The organism is Listeria sp. ILCC797 (assembly GCF_900186185.1).
GTDB classification, from domain to species: Bacteria; Bacillota; Bacilli; order Lactobacillales; family Listeriaceae; genus Listeria; species Listeria goaensis.
The window spans coordinates 1-19,235 of the sequence record NZ_FYBS01000005.1; the positions used below are offsets into that span (position 1 = coordinate 1).

At 44.2% G+C, this 19,235-nt stretch carries 12 protein-coding genes, 20 tRNA genes, 1 rRNA gene and 1 riboswitch; of the genes, 32 read left to right on the forward strand and 1 reads right to left on the reverse strand.

The genetic code is table 11. The features are described from left to right. Nucleotides 1-8: 8 nt before the first annotated feature. From rrf to BN1609_RS06245, 25 genes are all read left to right on the forward strand, one after another. Nucleotides 9-124: ribosomal RNA gene (gene rrf, locus BN1609_RS06125) — 5S ribosomal RNA — on the forward strand. 9 nt (nt 125-133) lie between these two features. Further along, a tRNA-Val gene (locus BN1609_RS06130) sits at nt 134-209 on the forward strand. Nucleotides 210-215: 6 nt separating this feature from the next. Further along, nucleotides 216-291: transfer RNA gene (locus BN1609_RS06135), tRNA-Thr, on the forward strand. A 37-nt stretch (nt 292-328) separates the two neighbouring features. Beyond that, nucleotides 329-401 (forward strand) — tRNA-Lys (locus tag BN1609_RS06140). 6 nt (nt 402-407) lie between these two features. Beyond that, nucleotides 408-489: transfer RNA gene (locus BN1609_RS06145), tRNA-Leu, on the forward strand. An 11-nt stretch (nt 490-500) separates the two neighbouring features. Continuing rightward, nucleotides 501-575: transfer RNA gene (locus tag BN1609_RS06150), tRNA-Gly, on the forward strand. 17 nt (nt 576-592) lie between these two features. Then, a tRNA-Leu gene (locus BN1609_RS06155) sits at nt 593-681 on the forward strand. Between the two features lie 10 nt (nt 682-691). Beyond that, nucleotides 692-765, forward strand: a tRNA-Arg gene (locus BN1609_RS06160). A 9-nt stretch (nt 766-774) separates the two neighbouring features. Then, nucleotides 775-851, forward strand: a tRNA-Pro gene (locus BN1609_RS06165). Between the two features lie 19 nt (nt 852-870). Further along, nucleotides 871-946: transfer RNA gene (locus BN1609_RS06170), tRNA-Ala, on the forward strand. A 27-nt stretch (nt 947-973) separates the two neighbouring features. Beyond that, a tRNA-Met gene (locus BN1609_RS06175) sits at nt 974-1,047 on the forward strand. A gap of 12 nt (nt 1,048-1,059) precedes the next feature. Next, a tRNA-Ile gene (locus tag BN1609_RS06180) sits at nt 1,060-1,133 on the forward strand. Between the two features lie 26 nt (nt 1,134-1,159). Next, nucleotides 1,160-1,249: transfer RNA gene (locus tag BN1609_RS06185), tRNA-Ser, on the forward strand. 41 nt (nt 1,250-1,290) lie between these two features. Next, a tRNA-Met gene (locus BN1609_RS06190) sits at nt 1,291-1,364 on the forward strand. Nucleotides 1,365-1,368: 4 nt separating this feature from the next. Further along, a tRNA-Asp gene (locus tag BN1609_RS06195) sits at nt 1,369-1,444 on the forward strand. A 3-nt stretch (nt 1,445-1,447) separates the two neighbouring features. After that, a tRNA-Phe gene (locus BN1609_RS06200) sits at nt 1,448-1,520 on the forward strand. Nucleotides 1,521-1,536: 16 nt separating this feature from the next. Next, nucleotides 1,537-1,607: transfer RNA gene (locus BN1609_RS06205), tRNA-Gly, on the forward strand. A 5-nt stretch (nt 1,608-1,612) separates the two neighbouring features. Further along, nucleotides 1,613-1,686 (forward strand) — tRNA-Ile (locus BN1609_RS06210). 6 nt (nt 1,687-1,692) lie between these two features. Further along, a tRNA-Asn gene (locus BN1609_RS06215) sits at nt 1,693-1,765 on the forward strand. Nucleotides 1,766-1,780: 15 nt separating this feature from the next. After that, nucleotides 1,781-1,871: transfer RNA gene (locus tag BN1609_RS06220), tRNA-Ser, on the forward strand. A gap of 4 nt (nt 1,872-1,875) precedes the next feature. After that, nucleotides 1,876-1,947, forward strand: a tRNA-Glu gene (locus BN1609_RS06225). 70 nt (nt 1,948-2,017) lie between these two features. Then, nucleotides 2,018-3,172 (forward strand): MFS transporter, encoded by a 1,155-nt coding sequence (locus BN1609_RS06230; protein ID WP_088840648.1) that lies wholly within the window; start codon nt 2,018-2,020, stop codon nt 3,170-3,172. Between the two features lie 55 nt (nt 3,173-3,227). Then, nucleotides 3,228-3,335: riboswitch (SAM riboswitch) on the forward strand. A gap of 89 nt (nt 3,336-3,424) precedes the next feature. Next, nucleotides 3,425-5,722, forward strand: a complete 2,298-nt coding sequence (gene metE / locus BN1609_RS06235) for a 5-methyltetrahydropteroyltriglutamate--homocysteine S-methyltransferase (RefSeq protein WP_088809850.1) — start codon at nt 3,425-3,427, stop codon at nt 5,720-5,722. A 17-nt stretch (nt 5,723-5,739) separates the two neighbouring features. After that, a complete protein-coding gene (locus tag BN1609_RS06240) occupies nt 5,740-6,861 on the forward strand; it encodes a PLP-dependent transferase (RefSeq protein WP_088840649.1) in 1,122 nt (373 codons plus the stop codon). After that, entirely contained in the window at nt 6,858-8,702 is a 1,845-nt protein-coding gene (locus BN1609_RS06245; protein WP_088840650.1) for a bifunctional homocysteine S-methyltransferase/methylenetetrahydrofolate reductase, read from the forward strand. Before BN1609_RS06240 ends, BN1609_RS06245 begins: the two co-directional genes overlap by 4 nt. A gap of 65 nt (nt 8,703-8,767) precedes the next feature. Here BN1609_RS06245 and BN1609_RS06250 read toward each other — a convergent pair whose 3' ends face one another. After that, the gene (locus BN1609_RS06250; RefSeq protein ID WP_088825695.1) at nt 8,768-9,703 is read right to left on the reverse strand and encodes a 1,4-dihydroxy-2-naphthoate polyprenyltransferase; all 936 of its coding nucleotides are present in this window, start codon (nt 9,701-9,703) and stop codon (nt 8,768-8,770) included. Nucleotides 9,704-9,852: 149 nt separating this feature from the next. On the opposite strand from BN1609_RS06250, the gene BN1609_RS06255 reads away from it, so the two are divergent. The 7 genes from BN1609_RS06255 to BN1609_RS06285 all read left to right on the forward strand — a co-directional run bounded on the left by BN1609_RS06255 (nt 9,853) and on the right by BN1609_RS06285 (nt 19,202). Continuing rightward, a complete protein-coding gene (locus BN1609_RS06255) occupies nt 9,853-11,244 on the forward strand; it encodes an isochorismate synthase MenF (RefSeq protein WP_088809854.1) in 1,392 nt (463 codons plus the stop codon). Further along, nucleotides 11,241-12,977: a 2-succinyl-5-enolpyruvyl-6-hydroxy-3-cyclohexene-1-carboxylic-acid synthase gene (gene menD, locus BN1609_RS06260; RefSeq protein ID WP_088840651.1), complete on the forward strand. Its 1,737-nt coding sequence runs from the start codon at nt 11,241-11,243 to the stop codon at nt 12,975-12,977. Before BN1609_RS06255 ends, menD begins: the two co-directional genes overlap by 4 nt. Continuing rightward, nucleotides 12,974-13,753 (forward strand): 2-succinyl-6-hydroxy-2,4-cyclohexadiene-1-carboxylate synthase, encoded by a 780-nt coding sequence (menH, locus tag BN1609_RS06265; protein WP_088840652.1) that lies wholly within the window; start codon nt 12,974-12,976, stop codon nt 13,751-13,753. Before menD ends, menH begins: the two co-directional genes overlap by 4 nt. A gap of 12 nt (nt 13,754-13,765) precedes the next feature. Continuing rightward, a complete protein-coding gene (gene menB, locus BN1609_RS06270; protein ID WP_088809857.1) occupies nt 13,766-14,581 on the forward strand; it encodes a 1,4-dihydroxy-2-naphthoyl-CoA synthase in 816 nt (271 codons plus the stop codon). Then, entirely contained in the window at nt 14,578-15,996 is a 1,419-nt protein-coding gene (locus tag BN1609_RS06275) for an o-succinylbenzoate--CoA ligase (RefSeq protein ID WP_088840653.1), read from the forward strand. Before menB ends, BN1609_RS06275 begins: the two co-directional genes overlap by 4 nt. 21 nt (nt 15,997-16,017) lie before the next feature. Then, entirely contained in the window at nt 16,018-16,560 is a 543-nt protein-coding gene (locus BN1609_RS06280; protein WP_088809859.1) for a GNAT family N-acetyltransferase, read from the forward strand. Nucleotides 16,561-17,012: 452 nt separating this feature from the next. Beyond that, on the forward strand, nt 17,013-19,202 hold the full coding sequence (locus BN1609_RS06285) for an immunoglobulin-like domain-containing protein (RefSeq protein WP_088840654.1): 2,190 nt from the start codon (nt 17,013-17,015) through the stop codon (nt 19,200-19,202). Nucleotides 19,203-19,235 lie beyond the last annotated feature (33 nt).

Consider the following 19,235-nt stretch of genomic DNA (forward strand, 5'->3'; position numbering starts at 1 on the left):
TTTCATTGTCTGGTAGTTATGGCGAGAAGGTCACACCCGTTCCCATCCCGAACACGGTAGTTAAGCTTCTCTGCGCCGATGGTAGTTGGGGGCTTCCCCCTGTGAGAGTAGGTCGCTGCCGGGCAATGATTTTGGAGGTTTAGCTCAGCTGGGAGAGCATCTGCCTTACAAGCAGAGGGTCAGCGGTTCGATCCCGTTAACCTCCACCATTTTATGCCGGCTTAGCTCAGTTGGTAGAGCAACTGATTTGTAATCAGTAGGTCGCGAGTTCGACTCTTGCAGCCGGCACCATCTTTTTCTTAATCAGTCTTACATACATTAGTATAAAGAGCCGTTAGCTCAGTTGGTAGAGCATCTGACTTTTAATCAGAGGGTCGCAGGTTCGAACCCTGCACGGCTCACTCTTTGCGGGTGTGGCGGAATTGGCAGACGCACCAGATTTAGGATCTGGCGCCGCGAGGCGTGGGGGTTCAAGTCCCTTCACCCGCACTTATATTTATGCGGAAGTAGTTCAGTGGTAGAACATCACCTTGCCAAGGTGGGGGTCGCGGGTTCGAACCCCGTCTTCCGCTCCAATCTGAGTTTATTTTATGCCGGGGTGGCGGAACTGGCAGACGCACAGGACTTAAAATCCTGCGGGTAGTGATACCCGTACCGGTTCGATTCCGGTCCTCGGCACCATTTCTATATTGCGCCCATAGCTCAACTGGATAGAGTACCTGACTACGAATCAGGCGGTTGGAGGTTCGACTCCTTCTGGGCGCGCTTATTTTACGGGAAGTAGCTCAGCTTGGTAGAGCACTTGGTTTGGGACCAAGGGGTCGCAGGTTCAAATCCTGTCTTCCCGACCATTATTAAATTCTATAATTTGGGGCCTTAGCTCAGCTGGGAGAGCGCCTGCTTTGCACGCAGGAGGTCAGCGGTTCGATCCCGCTAGGCTCCACCAAATTTTAAATTAAATCTTTATTAATGTGGCGGCGTAGCTCAGCTGGCTAGAGCGTTCGGTTCATACCCGAGAGGTCGTGGGTTCGATTCCCTCCGCCGCTATCTTTAAAATTTGGACCTTTAGCTCAGTTGGTTAGAGCAGACGGCTCATAACCGTCCGGTCGCAGGTTCGAGTCCTGCAAGGTCCACTTAGCACTTTTTATTATTATATCGTGGAGGAATACCCAAGTCTGGCTGAAGGGATCGGTCTTGAAAACCGACAGGGGTGTAAAAGCTCGCGGGGGTTCGAATCCCTCTTCCTCCGTTTTTTATTTGTGACTAAGTGGGCCAATTTAATATTATTATCGCGGGGTGGAGCAGTCTGGTAGCTCGTCGGGCTCATAACCCGAAGGTCGCAGGTTCAAATCCTGTCCCCGCAATCGTGGTTCCGTGGTGTAGGGGTTAACATGCCTGCCTGTCACGCAGGAGATCGCGGGTTCAAATCCCGTCGGGACCGCCATTTGGCTTGGTAGCTCAGTTGGTAGAGCACTTGATTGAAGCTCAAGGTGTCGGCAGTTCGATTCTGTCCCAAGCCACTTTTATGTGTATTATGCGGGTGTAGTTTAGTGGTAAAACCACAGCCTTCCAAGCTGTTGTCGGGAGTTCGATTCTCCTCACCCGCTTTTTTGGGCCTATAGCTCAGCTGGTTAGAGCGCACGCCTGATAAGCGTGAGGTCGATGGTTCGAGTCCATTTAGGCCCATTTTATTCCACAGTAGCTCAGTTGGTAGAGCAATCGGCTGTTAACCGATCGGTCGCAGGTTCGAGTCCTGCCTGTGGAGTTTATATTTTATACTGGAGAAGTACTCAAGTGGCTGAAGAGGCGCCCCTGCTAAGGGTGTAGGTCGTTAACGCGGCGCGAGGGTTCAAATCCCTCCTTCTCCGCCAGTAAGGCCCGTTGGTCAAGCGGTTAAGACACCGCCCTTTCACGGCGGTAACACGGGTTCGAATCCCGTACGGGTCATCATTATAAGTATAAGAACAATGCCTCTGCATTGTTCTTATTTTGGTTGGAAATTGGAGGGCTGGATTGGATGCGAAATAGGAGGAAGTTTTGGATTTTGACGGTTATAGTGGCAATTTCGGGGCTATCACAAGGGCTTTTGTTGCCGCTGATTGCGATTATTTTTGAAGGAATGGGGATTAGTTCGGGTGTGAATGGATTTCATGCGACGGGGATTTATATTGGCGTTTTGTTGGTGTCGCCATTTATTGAAGCGCCGCTACATAAATTTGGATTTAAGCCGATTATTGTGGTTGGCGGGGGATTAGTTGCGGTGGCGCTATTTTTGTTCCCGATGTGGTTTAATTTGTATTTTTGGTTTTTGCTGCGTCTTGTTATTGGTGTGGGGGATCATATGCTACATTTTTCGTCGCAAACTTGGATTGGAGCTACGACGGAACCGAGCAAACGTGGCAGGAATATGGCGATTTATGGCTTGTTTTTTTCACTTGGATTTGCGGTTGGACCGCAGCTTGTGAATTTGATGGATGTAAGTCCTAATTTGCCATTTTATATTTCCGGTGTGTTAGTTCTCTTGGCGTGGGGATTAATTTTGACGCTGAAAAATGAATTTATTTCGGAAGGGACGGAAATTCGCAAAATTTCTTTTTTCGATAGTATGAAGCGTTTTTCTGATGTGATGAAAATTGCTTGGGTAGCGATGATACCACCCTTTTTATATGGTGTTTTGGAGACGGGTTTAAACGCGACTTTCCCAATTGTGGGGCTTAGATTTGGGATTGAAACGTATATGATTACGTTTATTATTTCTGCTTTCTCGGTAGGGACGATTTTGTTTCAGGTTCCAATTGGGATTTTTAGTGATCGGATGGGGCGCGGGCGCGTGTTGCCGATTTTAACGTTTTTAGGTGGTCTCGTTTTCTTCCTAACAGCATTTGTTTCGAGTAGTGTGCTTTTTATTGTGATTTTCTTTGTGCTCGGGATACTTGTGGGATCGCTTTATTCACTTGGGCTTTCATATATGACGGATTTGACGCCGCTTGATCTTCTTCCTGCTGGAAATATTTTGGTGGGGATGTGTTTTAGTGTGGGGAGTATTTTGGGGCCGAGTGTAACGGGGGCTTTGATTACTATGGTCGGCCCGAGGAGCTTTTATTTTACGATTGCTCTGCTTCTTATTTTGGGAGGAATTTTATTATTTTCAAAAAAAAGATTGACAGCATAGATTTATTTTTGGTATTATGATTTCAATACATTTGATATGTAAATTAAATATGAAACTCTTATAACGAGTGGTAGAGGGACTGGCCCGATGAAACCCGGCAACCTTTCAAGTTTTTTGAAAAGGTGCTAAATCCTGCAAAGCATGTTGCTTTGAAAGATAAGAGAGAACTAATTTTTCGTTTATTTTCGAATTATTTTAGCCTCTCTATCTAGGGAGGCTTTTTCGCGTCATAAAAAAGAGAGGATGAGGTAAATGGTAAAAGTACTTAGTTCAAATTTAGGGTATCCACGTCTTGGAGAGAATCGCGAATGGAAAAAATCGTTAGAAAATTTTTGGAATAACAAAATTTCAGAAGATACACTTCTTTCTGAAACAAAGGCGATTCGATTGGCTGCTTTAAACAAGCAGAAAGAAAAAGGGATTGAGCTTATTCCGGTCAATGATTTTACATTGTACGACCATGTGCTTGATTTGAGTGTGGCGTTTGGTGTGATTCCGAAGCGTTTTGGGAACTTTACGAACGAGGTGTCGCTACGTACATATTTTGACATCGCGCGCGGGAACGATACGGCGGTTGCTTCTGAGATGACGAAATGGTTCAACACGAATTACCATTACATCGTTCCAGAGCTTGACGATGTGGAGCCGAAACTCTTAGAGAATAGGGCGCTAAAAGCTTATTTAGAAGCGAAAAAGGAGCTAGGTATTGATGGAAAGCCGGTCATCATTGGGCCAATTACTTATTTGAAACTTGGAAAAGGTGCCGATAAAAATGATTTCGCGAGTTTAGTTCAGAAGTTCTTACCGCTTTATAAAACGATTATTGAAGAGCTAGATGCGGCGGGCGCGAAATGGATTCAACTAGACGAACCAATTCTTGCGACGAGTTTAGCAAAAGAAGAAGTAGCACTTTTTGAAGAGGTGTACGCGGAATTACGCGCGGCGGCGCCACATGCGAAATTGATTTTGCAAACGTATTTTGAAAGTGTGGACGCGTATGAGGCGGTTGTAAAATTGCCGGTGGATGCGATTGGACTGGATTTCGTTCACGACCATGGTGAGACGCTTGAGAGAATTCAAAAATTTGGTTTTCCAGATAATAAATATTTGGCGGCGGGAATCATTGATGGGCGCAATGTTTGGCGGGCGGATGTTCAGGCGAAACGTGCGGAGCTTGAAATTTTAACGCGACTTGTGCAAAAGGACAAACTGATTGTACAGCCGGCGAGTTCGCTACTGCATGTTCCGGTGACGAAAAAAAGCGAGCCAAATTTGGATAAAGTGCTGTACGATGGTCTTTCTTTTGCGGATGAAAAATTGGATGAAGTCGTTCTTCTCGCGAAAGCTGTTTCAGACGGAGCGGAGGCGGTGTCTAGCGAGCTTGAAAAAGCAGAGCTTGCCGTTTCGGAATTGAATCGTTCGGAACATCGGAATAACAAGGCGGTTCAAACGGAGCTTTCAGAGCTTAGTAGCATTTCTGCTGAACGAAAAAGCCCATTTGAAACGCGGATTAAAGCCCAGCACGAATGGCTGAATTTGCCGCTTTTACCGACGACAACAATTGGGAGTTTCCCGCAGTCGCCTGAAGTTCGCAAAAAACGCGCGGCTTTCCTAAAAGGGGATATTACGAAAGCGGAGTACGAAACATACATTGAACAGGAAACGGAACGCTGGATTCGCATTCAAGAGGATCTGGACCTTGATGTTCTTGTGCACGGTGAATTTGAACGGACGGATATGGTCGAGTATTTTGGACAAAAATTAGCAGGCTTCCAGGCGACGAAATTTGGTTGGGTGCAGTCATATGGCTCGCGTGCGGTGCGTCCGCCACTTATTTACGGGGATGTGGCTTTTACGGAAAATATTACGGTGAAGGAAAGCAAATTTGCCCAGTCACTCACGAATCGTCCTGTGAAGGGGATGCTGACCGCCCCCGTAACCATCATCAATTGGAGCTTTGTGCGAGACGATATTCCAAGAAGCGATGTTTTCAACCAAGTGGGGCTTGCTCTTAGGAAGGAAGTTCTTGCATTAGAGGAAAATGGGATTCGCGTGATTCAGGTTGATGAGCCGGCGCTCCGCGAAGGGTTGCCGCTGAAGCGTTCGAGATGGGAAAAATACTTGAACGATGCGGTTTATGCTTTCAAGCTAACGACTTCCGGTGTCGCGGACGAAACGCAAATTCATACGCATATGTGCTACTCGGATTTTGATGACATTATCGATGCGATTAGTGCGCTAGACGCCGATGTTATCTCAATTGAAACGTCGCGTAGTCACGGGGAAATTATTTCCACGTTTGAAGCGTATCATTACGATAAGGAAATTGGGCTTGGTGTTTATGATATTCATAGCCCACGCGTTCCAAGTACGACTGAAATTAAAACGAATATTGAGCGCGCGCTTCGCGTGATTCCAGTTCAAAATTTCTGGATTAATCCGGATTGTGGGCTTAAAACGCGGAAGGAAGAAGAAACGGTTGCCGCGCTTCGTGATATGGTTTCCGCTACAAAGGAAATTCGCGAGGCCTATACCATTTTAGAAAAATAGAGAACGGGGGAAGCTCGATGGGAAAATTAAGTAAGCAGACGATTTCAGCACAAATTGGTAATAAAAAATGTGAGAAAACTGGTGCGGTCAACATGCCACTCTATTTCTCAACGGCTTACCGCCATACGGATATTGGGGTGGGTACTGGGTACGATTATACGCGGACGGCAAACCCGACGCGCGATGTTTTACAGGAGGCGCTCGCAGAACTTGAAGACGGGAAATATGGTTTTGCTACAAGTTCTGGTATGAGCGCGGTTCAGCTTGTTTTTAAAAGGTTTAAAACGGGTGACCACATTATTAGTTTGCAAGATTTGTACGGCGGGACTTTTCGCTATTTTGGGACGCTTGAACGGCAGTATGCGATTGCATTTTCATATTGGGACGGAAAAGTGTTTGATGAGCTTGACGGGCTTTTACAGCCGAATACGAAAGCGATTTTTATTGAAACGCCGACAAATCCGCTTATGCAGGAAGTGGATATTGAAAAAGTGGCACAATTTGCGAGCGCGCATCAGCTTTTGCTCATTGTGGATAACACTTTTTATACGCCCATTTTGCAGCAGCCGTTAAATCTCGGGGCAGATATTGTCATTCACAGCGCTACGAAATATTTAGGCGGTCATAATGATGTTCTGGCGGGAGCAGTCATTGTGCGAAGTGATGAGCTCGGTGAGTTTTATGCGACGGCTTTAAATGAAACGGGCGAAGTGCTGTCACCATTTGATTCGTGGCTTTTAATTCGCGGGCTTAAAACGCTACCACTACGCATTAGAGAGCATGAAAGAAATGCTAAACGCGTCGTTCAGTTTCTCGAAAACCATGCTTTAGTCAAAGAAGTGAAGTATCCAGGGCGCGGTGGCATGATTAGCTTTTATATTGAAAATGCCGCGCTTATTTCACCGCTACTTAGAAGTGTTTCGCTTTTTACTTTTGCTGAAAGTTTAGGCGGCGTTGAAAGTTTAATTACGTATCCTGCTACGCAAACACATGCGGATATTCCGCGAGAACTGCGGGAATCATACGGCTTAACTGATGAGCTGTTGCGCATTTCAGTTGGCATTGAAGACGCGGACGATTTGGTGAACGATCTCAAAACGGCGTTCGAATGCGCTTCTAAGGAGGCGGTACGGCCATGAATTTGCGTAAAGATTTAAGTGAGAAAGTTTTAATTGCAGACGGGGCAATGGGAACTTTGCTTTATTCGTACGGTGTAGACCGTTCGTTTGAAGAATTAAATGTGACGCACCCAGATGACGTACTTGCTATTCACCGCGCTTACATTGAAGCGGGCGCGGATATTATCCAAACGAATACGTACGGCGCAAACTATATAAAGCTGAAGCGTTACGGCTTAGAAGATGAAATTAAACGGATAAATCAGGCGGCTATTAGGTTGGCGAAAAAAGCGACCAGTGGCACAGGGACTTATGTTTTTGGAACGATTGGCGGCATTAACGGGGCTAGTGATTCAAAAGTGGAACAGGCTCCACTTGAAGAAATCAAACGTAGTTTTCGGGAACAGTTGTATTGTTTTTTGCTGGAGGGCGTGGATGCGATTCTTCTTGAAACATTTTATGATCCTAACGAGCTCAAAACCGTATTAAAAATTGTACGGGAAAATACAGATTTGCCAGTTGTAGCGAATGTTTCGATGCATGAACCGGGGCTACTTCAAAACGGGGAGAAGCTACCTGATGTTTTGCAGGAATTGGCAAATCTAGGCGCAGATGTTGTAGGCGTGAATTGTCGGCTTGGTCCTTATCATATGGCACGCGCGCTTGAAACGGTGCCACTCCTAGATAACGCCTATTTGGCAGCATATCCGAATGCTAGTCTACCTGAAATGCAGGAAGGAAAAATCATTTATCAAGCGGAAACGGATTATTTTGAGGAATATGGTGAAATTTTCCGCAAGCAGGGCGCACGCATCATTGGTGGTTGTTGCGGGACGACACCAGACCATATTCGGGCGTTCCGGGCGGGACTTCGGTCAACTAAACCAGTTCGAACAAAGGAAGTTCGTCCCATCATTGAACTTGTTCCTGAAGAGCCAGACACGCATGAAGGTGTTCGTTTAGTGGATAAAGTGAAGAATGAGTGCACGGTGCTAGTCGAACTCGATCCGCCGCGGACGTTTGATACGGTGCAATTTTTTGAAGGCGCAAAGGCGCTCGATGCGGCTGGAGCTGATGCGATTACGATTTCCGATAACTCGCTTGCGACGCCGCGCATTAGCAACATGGCGATTGCTTCGATCTTAAAGCACGAGCACAATATTAAGCCGCTCATTCATTTAACAACACGTGATCACAATCTCGTAGGCATGCATTCGCACATCATGGGTTTCCATAAGCTTGGCTTGCATGATGTTCTCGCTGTGACAGGCGATCCAACGAAAGTGGGCGATTTTCCGGGTGCTTCCTCTGTTTTTGATTTACGGTCGGTTGAGCTCATTCAACTCATTAAAAAGTTCAATGATGGAATTTCTTATACAGGCAAGTCGCTCAAGGAAAAGGCGCGTTTCAACGTCGCAGCTGCGTTCAACCCGAACGTTCTCAATGTGGAAAAAGCGGTCCGTTTGATTCAGCGAAAAGTGGAATACGGCGCGGACTACATCATTACACAGCCCATTTACGATGTGGAGAAGGCCGCCATCTTAAAAGAGGCGCTTGATGCGGCAGAAATCTCCGTCCCCATCTTTGTTGGCGTCATGCCACTTCTATCAAGCCGAAATGCGGAATTTTTGCACAACGAAGTTCCAGGTATCAGGCTGACAAATGAAGTCCGTGAACGAATGCGCGAGGCAGAAAAAGCGGGTCGTGGCAACGAAGAAGGCATGCTAATCTCAAAAGAAATCATTGATGCGATTCGTACGCATTTTAACGGAATTTACATTATTACGCCGTTTTTACGCTACGATTTATCGCTCGAATTATTGGAATATGCAAAATCAAAAAAACAGGTGCATGTCGTATAAATGCAGCCTGTTTTTTGCGCTAAACGAAAGGTCAGAAAATCGCGAAATGATTTTCTGACCTATTTTTAAAATAAATTCATTTGAAGCAAACTTAGTAAGTAACTAATCGCGAGTACGATACCAAAAATCGTAATGGCTTTCGATGTGGATTTCATTGCCGGTATCATAGTGATTGGTTCCGTTCTGCCGATGAAACGTCTGACGGAACGAATCGCTTCTGGAGCACTTATTAAAATGAGTAGGGTCCAGTACGGCGCACCTGCCCAGAAAATAAGCGAGATTTCAAAAGCATAAGCGAAAACATAGGCGAGGGCGAACAAAATTGTGGCGTTTCTTCTTCCAAGTAAGATGGCAAGTGTCAAGCGCCCATTTGCTTTATCTGGGTCTAAATCACGGATGCTGTTTGCGAGTAATAAATTGCCTACGAGAACCATGATTGGAATGGAGATATAAACGATTTGTGTGCCAATAAATTCCGCCTGAATGTAAAATGATATGAAAGTTATGACGCCACCCATGAAAAATCCGGCCATAATTTCACCAAAAGGGGTGTAAGCGATTGGATACGGGCCGCCAGTGTATAAGTAGCCAACGAGCATGCAAATTGCGCCGAGCAAGCCAACATACCAGTTTAGTTCCATCGATAAATAAACGCCGCCTAGAATGGAAAGTATGTAAAGGGTAATCGCTAGAAAAAGAATGAATCCCGGGCGTATACCATTTCTTACGATGGCTCCGCCGTTTCCAACCGAGTGTTCATCATCGTGCCCTTTTTTATAGTCGTAATATTCATTGAACAAGTTTGCTGATGTTTGAATGAAAAAGCATGCAACAAGCATCACGAGAAAACGTGTGAAATGAAGATTTGAGTAGAGCATTGCAACGGATGTACCTAAAAATACGGGCACAAAAGAGGCAACTAGAGTGTGGGGCCGAAGTAGCATCCACCATTTTTTAAAACCAGATTGTCTGGCTAGAACTTGTCTTTCCTGCGCTGCCATTTTATTCGCTCCTTTTTTAAAATATCCTTTCTTCATTTTAGGGAAAATAGTGAGTTTCGTCAATGAATAAAGCCAAAATCGCAAAATGAGCAGGAAGATTTTATTTTTGATATAATAGAAGGAGTGTTAGTAAAGGAGCGATGAAAAAAATGGGAATTACATTACCTCTTGCTTTATTTGAACAAGCGAAACGTCATGCAACAAAAGATAAACCTGCTCTTCTGAGTTGGGTAACTGAATACTCACAAGATTTGGCACCGCATATTTTGTATCAAAAAGCAAAAGATGCCTTTTCTGGCGAGCGTTTCTTTTGGCAAAATCCTGAGATGACGCTAACACTGGCTGGCTTTGGTGTAACCGAACAATATTTAGCTGCGGATAAAGCAAAGGATGCTTTTTCTGGTTTAGAAGATAAACTAAAGGCTTTAAAATTAAGAACGGTGACCAACGCGACTGAAAAAGAGACAGGGCCGCTTTATTTTGGTGGGTTCAAATTTGATCCAGAACGCGAAACAGATAAAGAATGGCAAGCTTTTAAAGATGGATTATTTTACTTGCCACTATTTATGTTGACGAAAAAGAGCGAGAAAGTTTTTTTAACGGTTAACTTAGTCGTTTATCCTGACGATGAGCTTAAAAAATTGGAAGCCGTAAAAGGTCAGTGGGAAAAAATTATGGAAGCGAAACGTCCAGATATGGAAGTGAATTCGCTCATTACAGCTAAGGAATTAGAAACGGATGAATTTTTGGAAAATGCGCGTGATATTATTGCGCTGCTAAAAGATTCGGAAGACTTACATAAAGTGGTGTTATCCAGAAGAATGGGCTTGCGTTTTAGCAAACAAATTGATAGTGGTGCAGTTCTTCAAAAAATGATGGATACACAAGAAAATAGCTACTTTTTTGTGATGGAAAAAGGTGCTGCATTGTTCTTTGGTGCTACGCCAGAACGATTAGTAGCGGTTTCTGATGATAAAATCCACTCTTCTTGTGTAGCAGGGTCGGCCAAACGCGGCGAAACGGCAGAACAAGATGATAAACTCGGGAATGCTTTATTGAAAGATGCGAAAAATTTACGAGAACATCATTATGTTGTGGAAATGATTGAAGAAACCTTACAACAATTTGCAGATGACTTAACGATTTCCAGTGAACCGGTTCTTTTAAAAAATCGGGATATCCAACATCTTTATATGAATGTTCATGCGAAAAAGCGTGATGATGTAAATATTCTGCAAATTTTGCGGGCGCTGCATCCGACGCCGGCGCTTGGCGGTTCACCTAAAAATTTAGCGCGGGCGATTATTCGTATGAAGGAAACAAGTGACCGTGGTTTTTACGGTGGACCAATTGGGTTTATTGACACGGATTTTGATGGCGAATTCGCTGTAGCAATTCGTTCAGCGCTAGTCATTGACTCGCTTGGCGTGCTTTACGCAGGTTGCGGGATTGTGTCTGATTCCGTTCCAGAAGAAGAATTACAAGAAACAAAAGTCAAATTTCAACCGATGTTACGTGTTTTAGGAGGCAATGTCGAATGAGTCACCAAGAAACAATGACCGCATATTTAACTGCTTTTATCGAAGAATTAATTCAAGCAGGTGTCAAAGAAGCTGTTATTAGCCCAGGATCAAGATCAACTCCAATTGCGCTTTTAATGGCGGAACACCCGACGCTTAAAATTCATGTTCATGTGGACGAACGTTCGGCTGGTTTTTTCGCTCTTGGCATCGCAAAAGCTTCGAAAAATCCGGTTGTCCTACTCTGCACAAGTGGAACGGCTGCGGCCAATTATTTTCCGGCAGTGGCAGAAGCGAATTTATCCCAAATTCCGCTCATTGTTTTAACGGCAGATAGACCGCATGAACTGCGAAATGTTGGGGCGCCGCAAGCAATGGATCAAATTCAGTTGTTTGGCACCCACGTGAAAGATATGGTCGATATGGCGATACCAGAAGGAACAGATGAGATGCTACGCTATGCGAAATGGCACGGTAGTCGTTCAGTTGATATTGCGCTCAAAACGCCGCGGGGACCAGTACATTTGAACTTCCCACTACGGGAACCATTAACGCCGATTTTAGATCCTTCGCCGTTTACACAGACGGGTAAGAAGAAACATCACGTGCGGATTTATTATACGCATGAAGTTTTAGAGCAGGAAGCGCTAGATAAAATGTTCGCAGATTGTTCTGGGAAAAAAGGGATCATCATTGCGGGACCGCTTGATAAGAAGAATTTGGAAGGAAAATTAGTTCAGGCGGCGCGAAAATTGGGTTGGCCAATCTTGGCGGATCCGCTGTCTGGTCTTCGTTCATACGGCGAAAAAGATACGGTTGTGGTGGATCAATATGATGCACTGCTAAAAAACGAGGCGTTTTGTTCGGCGATGGCACCTGAAATGGTCGTTCGTTTTGGGGCGATGCCGGTATCGAAGTCACTGAAAATTTGGCTAGAATCATTCGATGTGCGGACTTTCGTTGTTGATCCTGGGGCGGCTTGGCGGGACCCGGTGAAGGGTGTAACGGATATGATTCATTGCGATGAGCGTTTCCTACTTGAGGAGATGACTCAGGCGGAGTTTGAGGCTCCGGAGAATTGGCTTTCTGTGTGGCACAAACTAAACGCGTCTGCGCAAAACGTGCTTTCTTCCCATATAAAAGAAACAGCTGGCTTGGAGGAAGGGCAAATTGTGAGTGTGCTGCGGGAGCATCTGCCGGATCAGTCGGGTTTGTTTATTGGGAACAGCATGCCGATTCGGGATGTGGACACGTATTTCATGCAGACGGATAAGCGGGTGAAGATGCTTGCAAACCGCGGAGCAAACGGCATTGATGGTGTTGTTTCGGCCGCCCTTGGTGCGAGTACGATTGTTCAACCGATGTATTTGCTTATCGGCGATTTATCTTTTTATCATGATATGAACGGCCTACTGATGGCCAAAAAATACAACTTGAACTTGACGATTATTGTGGTGAACAACGATGGCGGCGGGATTTTCTCGTTTCTTCCTCAGGCGAAGACGCCGAAATATTTTGAGTCGCTATTTGGCACATCCACAAACCTTGATTTTCGCTATACGGCAGCACTTTATGGCGCGGGCTATGATGAAATTACACGATTAAGTGATTTGGAAGATGCACTCGACAAAGCCGCTTATAACAAAGGGTTAGACATCATTGAAGTGCGCACAAATCGCCATGAAAATGTGGCACATCACCAAGCTCTTTTTGAGAAAATAGCGGTCCAAGTGGAGCGTGACCTGAAAAAATGAAGCTCTTTTTAAGTTTTATAAATCGTCATGCCAAGCTTGATATGATGTTGCTACACGGTTTTACGGGGACACATAAAACATTTGGACAGCTGGAACTAGGCGGGGCGAATTTAATTTTGCCGGATTTGCCCGGGCACGGCGCATCTTATTCGGCTGTTCCAGATGATTATTCGCTTGAGGCAACGGAAGCCGCATTAAACGCGCTTGTTAGAGCGGACAAGCCTACGGTTTTAGTTGGCTATTCGATGGGCGCACGAATTGCACTGGCGCTTACTATGCGGAACAAGGCAAAATACGGCGGGCTTGTTATGATAAGTGGTTCGCCGGGACTCAAGACGGATGAGGAGCGCGCAACTCGGCGGCACCGTGACGCGGACTTGGCGCAATTTATTACCGAAAAAGGTGTGCCGGAATTTGTGGCTTACTGGGAAAATTTGCCTTTGTTTGCTTCGCAAAAGTCGTTAGCTGCGGATAAGCAAGAACAAATTCGTGACGAGCGTTTGAGTCAAGCGGGAACAGGGCTTATATACAGTTTAGCTGGTGTTGGGACAGGTGAATTGCCTTCTTACTGGGCGGATTTGGCAGAGCTTGATATACCGGTTTTGCTTATAGCGGGTGAACTTGATAAAAAGTTTTGCCGTATTGCCAAGGAAGTGCAGAGTTTACTGCCTAATGCGACGTACGTTTCCGTGAAAGATGCGGGGCATGCGGTTCATCTTGAGGCACCCGAAGAAGTATCGAAAATGATAAATAACTGGTTAAATGACCATTTTTAGGAGGTTTTTTCTATGATTGAATGGAAAACGGAGAAAGTGTTTGAGGAAATTAAATATGAGTCGCATAACGGAATTGCGAAAGTAACGATTAATCGTCCGCATGTACATAATGCATTTACGCCTAAAACGGTGATGGAAATGATTGATGCGTTTAATTTGGCTCGCGATGATGAAAAAATTGGTGTCATCATTTTAACTGGTGAAGGCGACAAAGCGTTTTGTTCTGGGGGAGATCAGAAAGTGCGCGGGCACGGCGGTTATGTTGGCGATGACCAAATTCCACGTTTAAACGTGCTCGACTTACAGCGTCTCATTCGTATCATTCCAAAACCAGTTATTGCAATGGTTGCAGGATGGTCAATTGGCGGCGGAAATGTGTTGCAACTTGTTTGTGACATTACAATTGCTGCTGACAATGCGAAGTTTGGTCAAACTGGACCGAACGTAGGAAGCTTTGACGCGGGGTATGGCTCTGGGTACTTAGCGCGCGTTATCGGGCATAAAAAAGCGAAGGAAGTTTGGTTTATGTGCCGCCAATATACGGCCGAGGAAGCGCTTGAAATGGGCTGGATTAATACGGTCGTACCCGTTTCTGAACTGGAAAATGAAACGGTCGCTTGGGCAGAAGAAATGCTTAAGAAAAGTCCGACAGCTTTGCGCTTTATTAAAGCGGCATTTAATGCCGATACAGATGGTTTGGCGGGAATTCAACAACTCGCAGGGGACGCAACACTTCTTTACTATACGACAGATGAAGCGAAAGAAGGCCGCGACGCCTTCAAGGAAAAACGCGACCCTGACTTCGATCAATTCCCGAAATTCCCATGATGAACTGGTTATTACAACGAGCGCAGGTTTCGCCACATGAAACTGCGCTTGTTTTCCGCGGAGAAAAATATTCGTTTGAAGAGGTGGCAGGGGATGCATTTTGTAACGCTGGAAAACTGGCCAGCCTGAACATTAAACCGGGCGATTTTGTGGCGCTTCTTGGAAAAAACAACAAGGAAACTTTTTTGATGATTCACGCTCTCCAATTGCTTGGCGCCATTCCGGTTTTTTTGAACAATCGGTTGACGGCTTCTGAAATGAATTTTGAGATTTTGGATAGCGGCGCCATTTGTACGCTTTTTGATGATGCCTTTGCTGATTTTTCGGTGGATTTAGACGGTGCGCGTCACGCATTTTCGGAAGTAGCTGCGCAAATCGCACGAGATTTTTCTGCCACAAAAAATGATTTTGATGACATAGCATCGGTTATGTACACCTCTGGCACGACGGGAAACCCGAAAGGCGTTCTGCAAACTTACGGGAACCATTTCTTCAGCGCGACAGCTTCAGCACTAAATTTTGGCGTGAATCCACGTTCGGACGCGTGGCTTTGTGTGGTGCCAATTTTTCACATTAGTGGCCTGTCGATTTTGATGCGCTCGGTCATTTACGGAATTCCAGTTTTTTTGGAAGAAAAATTTGATGTGGTGCGCGTCACGAAACTACTAATGAGCGGGGACGTGACGCATGTTTCAGTCGTTCTGACAATGATTGAACGGCTACTTGCCCACAGTTCGGCGGCTTTCCACGAAAACGTGCGTGTTGTTTTGCTCGGCGGAAGTGCCGTTCGAAAAGACATGCTAGAAACCTGTTTTGCACGCCGCATTCCAATTGTTCAGTCATATGGCATGACCGAAACGGCGTCACAAATTGTTGCGCTAAACCCGGCCGATGCGAAACGTAAAATCGGCTCCTCAGGCCGCATCTTGTTCCCCTCGGAATTGCATATTGAAAAGGCTAATGAGGCGGACGTTGACGGAGAAATCTGGCTGCGTGGGCCAACTGTTTTCAAGGGCTATCTGAACAACCCGGCTGCGACAGACGAAGCCACACAAAACGAATTCTTTCGTACCGGAGATATCGGCCACGTGGACGAAGAAGGCTTCCTATTTGTAGCAGAGCGCAAGGGTGACTTGATTATATCCGGCGGCGAAAACATCTACCCAACAGAAGTTGAACACGCCATTTTGAGTGACAAACACGTCTTAGAAGCCGCTGTTGTTGGAAAAAAAGACGTCAAATGGGGCGAAGTGCCAGTCGCACACCTCGTCGTCTTACCCACGTTCAGCGAGCCGCACCTAGTAGAAGCATTAAAGACCAAACTGGCCGCCTATAAAATTCCGAAAGCCTTCCACATCACGCCCGAGCTACCCAAAACCGCATCTGGCAAAATCAAGCGCCATCAACTAAAATAGCGGCTGAAAGGTGGAAAACCAATGTTCAAACATCAAATTGATGAGAAACTTACCATTCGCGTTTTAACTAAAAATGATGTAGACGACTATTTTGAACTGATTAAATCGGCCAAAAGTTATTTAAGAAACTGGCTGACGGTCAGCGATAAAGCTGAAACAAAAAGCGATACCGCGCGTAATATAGCGTATCAAATGAACGTTAATGAAGAAGTGCCAACTTTATTTATGATGGAATACGAAGGAAAACTCGTCGGCTCTATCAGTTTTCATACAATGGATAAAGTCAACCAGAGTGGCGAAATAGGTTATTGGTTAGCTGAACCGTTTCAAGGCCAAGGCCTGATGATTAAGTCGCTACGCTTTTTAATTGATTATGGCTTCCACACGCTTAAGTTACATAGAATTGAAATGAAAATTGCATCTAATAATGAGAAGAGCCAGTCCTTACCTGAAAAATTAGGCTTTAGAAAAGAAGGAATTTTGAAAGAGGCAAAATTTATCAATGGTCGCTTTGTTGATTATGTTGTGTACGGTTTATTGCTGGAAGAATACGAAAAAAAGTAGAAAATATTTTCTACTTTTTTTAATTCTTTAAAACTCTATTATAGAGCAAATAGATTAAGAAAGATTCATATATTCTCTGTAAATGTCATAAAATATACATATTTTTCGTTTAAAAAACTATTTTACTAGCCTATTTGTATATTTTTTGATGTTATTATGAGTATAACTGTTTATATTTTAGTTTAAATAAACAGTTATACTTTATAGCAAAGGAGGGACAACTGCGCGAATTTTTAGCTGTTCAGAAAAAGGCAATCAAGAAAAAACAAAATAATCTAAACGGTTCGTCAGAGTATGTAAAACTTATGAATAATCAATGGGGGGACTTCTTGAGTACCACCCAACCTCACTTTAAATCAAAGTGAACTTACATATTTTCTAGATTGTAAAAAGGCGATTAGTTATGTTAATTTGGAAGATTGTCTTAACTAAGAAAAAGGGAGAGTGCAAACATGACTAGCAAAAAATCTAAGTTAAGGAAATTGAGCATTAGTACCGTTTTGTCCACTGTTATTGCATCAACTATTCTAACGACAATACCTTATAATGCGGTAGCGATTGAAGCGAATCAGGAAGGAGTGGGTAATCAAGTTGTTAAAAATGTAAACGCTGCCATCGGAACTACAACAATTTGGGGAGGTGCCACTACAAAATCAACAATCGCTAAAGGTTTTGCAGAACCTGGTTCAGCCATTACGGTTACTAACAATGGTGTCCAAATTGGGACAGGACGCGCAGATTTTGAAGGCGGATATAGAATTAGCATTGCGGAACAAGCAGCTAATACGGTCATGACAGTGACAGCAACTAAAGATGGCAATACTTCGAGTGCTGATGCAACGGTCGTTTATACTGACCGTATTCCATTTGAAACGTATCCTGTTACCCCAAACTCAAACGTAATAAGTGGGACAGCGACGCCAGGAGCAGATATTGTTATTTCAGTGAATGATTCCGAGAACCAAATTGCGAGTGGTACAGTCAATACTAACGGTACATTTGCATTTGTTATTCCAAAACAAGCAGCAGGTACTAAAATAAAAATATCATTAGCTTATCGTGAAATAGTAAATAATCAATCAACCATTGCTCTTAGTGTAGATTCTATCATTGTGAAAGAGGCAGATCTTGCTTTTACTACAATTAATAAGCTTACAACTGATTCGACGAGGGTGGAAGGAACAGCTGAACCTAACACTATAATTAGCATTAAAAATCAAAGCGGGACGCAACTGGCAGTTGGAAGCGTAGGTTCTGACGGTAGGTATAATTTAGCGATTCCCAAACAATTAGAAGGAACAATTATTACAGCTACTGTGACGGCAAAGGGGCAAACCGAAAGCGCGTCCACAACAGTTGTGCGAGAACGTATGGCACCAACAACCATTGAAGCGATAACAACGGATTCAGTAAGGGCAGAAGGAACCGCGGAACCAAATGCAGATATTGAATTGAAAAACCAAAGTGGTATTATCCTTGCGAGAGGCAAAGTTGCGACAGATGGCTACTACAGTTTGACCATTCCAAAGCAAACTGAGGGAACAATTATTACAGCTACAGCGACGGTAAGTGGTAAAACCGAAAGTGCATCCACAACGGTTAAACGCGAAAGCATTGCACCAACAACCATTAAGTCATTAACAACAGATTCAGTAAGGGCAGAAGGGACAGCAGAGCCAAATGCAGATATTGAATTGAAAAATCAAAGTGGTGTGGTGTTAGCAAGAGGTCGAGTGGCTTCTGATGGTGTGTATGTATTAACGATACAAAAACAAGCTGCGAATACGGTTATTATTGCAACGGCAACAGCAAATGGTAAAACGTCAAGTGCAAGCACAACTGTAGTACAAACTCAGACATCTACTGGTACAGTCAGCGTCAAAAAGGATTATCTTGTTGGCGTGGATAGCCGAATTCAAGCGGAAGTTACTGGAGATGTGACAAAAGTTTATCTAGAAGTAGATGGTGTGAGAAAATCAACTATTCCTGTGGCGAGTAGCTTTGAGTACTATGCCAAGAATGTCATTACTCACGTAAATCAAGATGTCTATTTAGTTGGACTTAATGCTTCTAATGAGCAGTTAGCACGCACAAAAGTAACCTTAAAAGATGGACAAATAAGAACAGGTACAGTTTCTCCTAAGAATTTTATTGTTGGGGCGGATGCTTATGTGAAAGGAACGTATACAGGAGATATCAAAAAAGTAGGTCTTTCAGTGAACGGCACGGTTCTTTACAGTATTCCAGTTGCAACAGATGGTAGTTTCCAATATTATGCGCGGCCAAATATTACGAATGCCAATACGGATCAAGTATATGTTATTGGCTATAACTCAGAAGGCAATGAAGTTTCAAGAGTCAAAGTGACATTGTCCGGGACGAATAGTGAACTAGATGGCACTATTACAGCATATAACTACATATTAAATCAAGATAAATATGTGGTTGGAACGTATACAGGGAATGTAAAATACATTACTTTGAGAGTGAACGGAACGATTTTAAGTAGAATTCCGGTTGTAGACGGGAACTATACGTATTATGCACGTCCACAAATCACTTCGACAACAGATGTAGTTTCAGTCCTTGCATATAATAATGCAGGCAGTCTTATTGCTGAATCACCAGTCGCGGTAAGATAATCAAGCAACAAAAAAGCATAGAACCAGTGAACT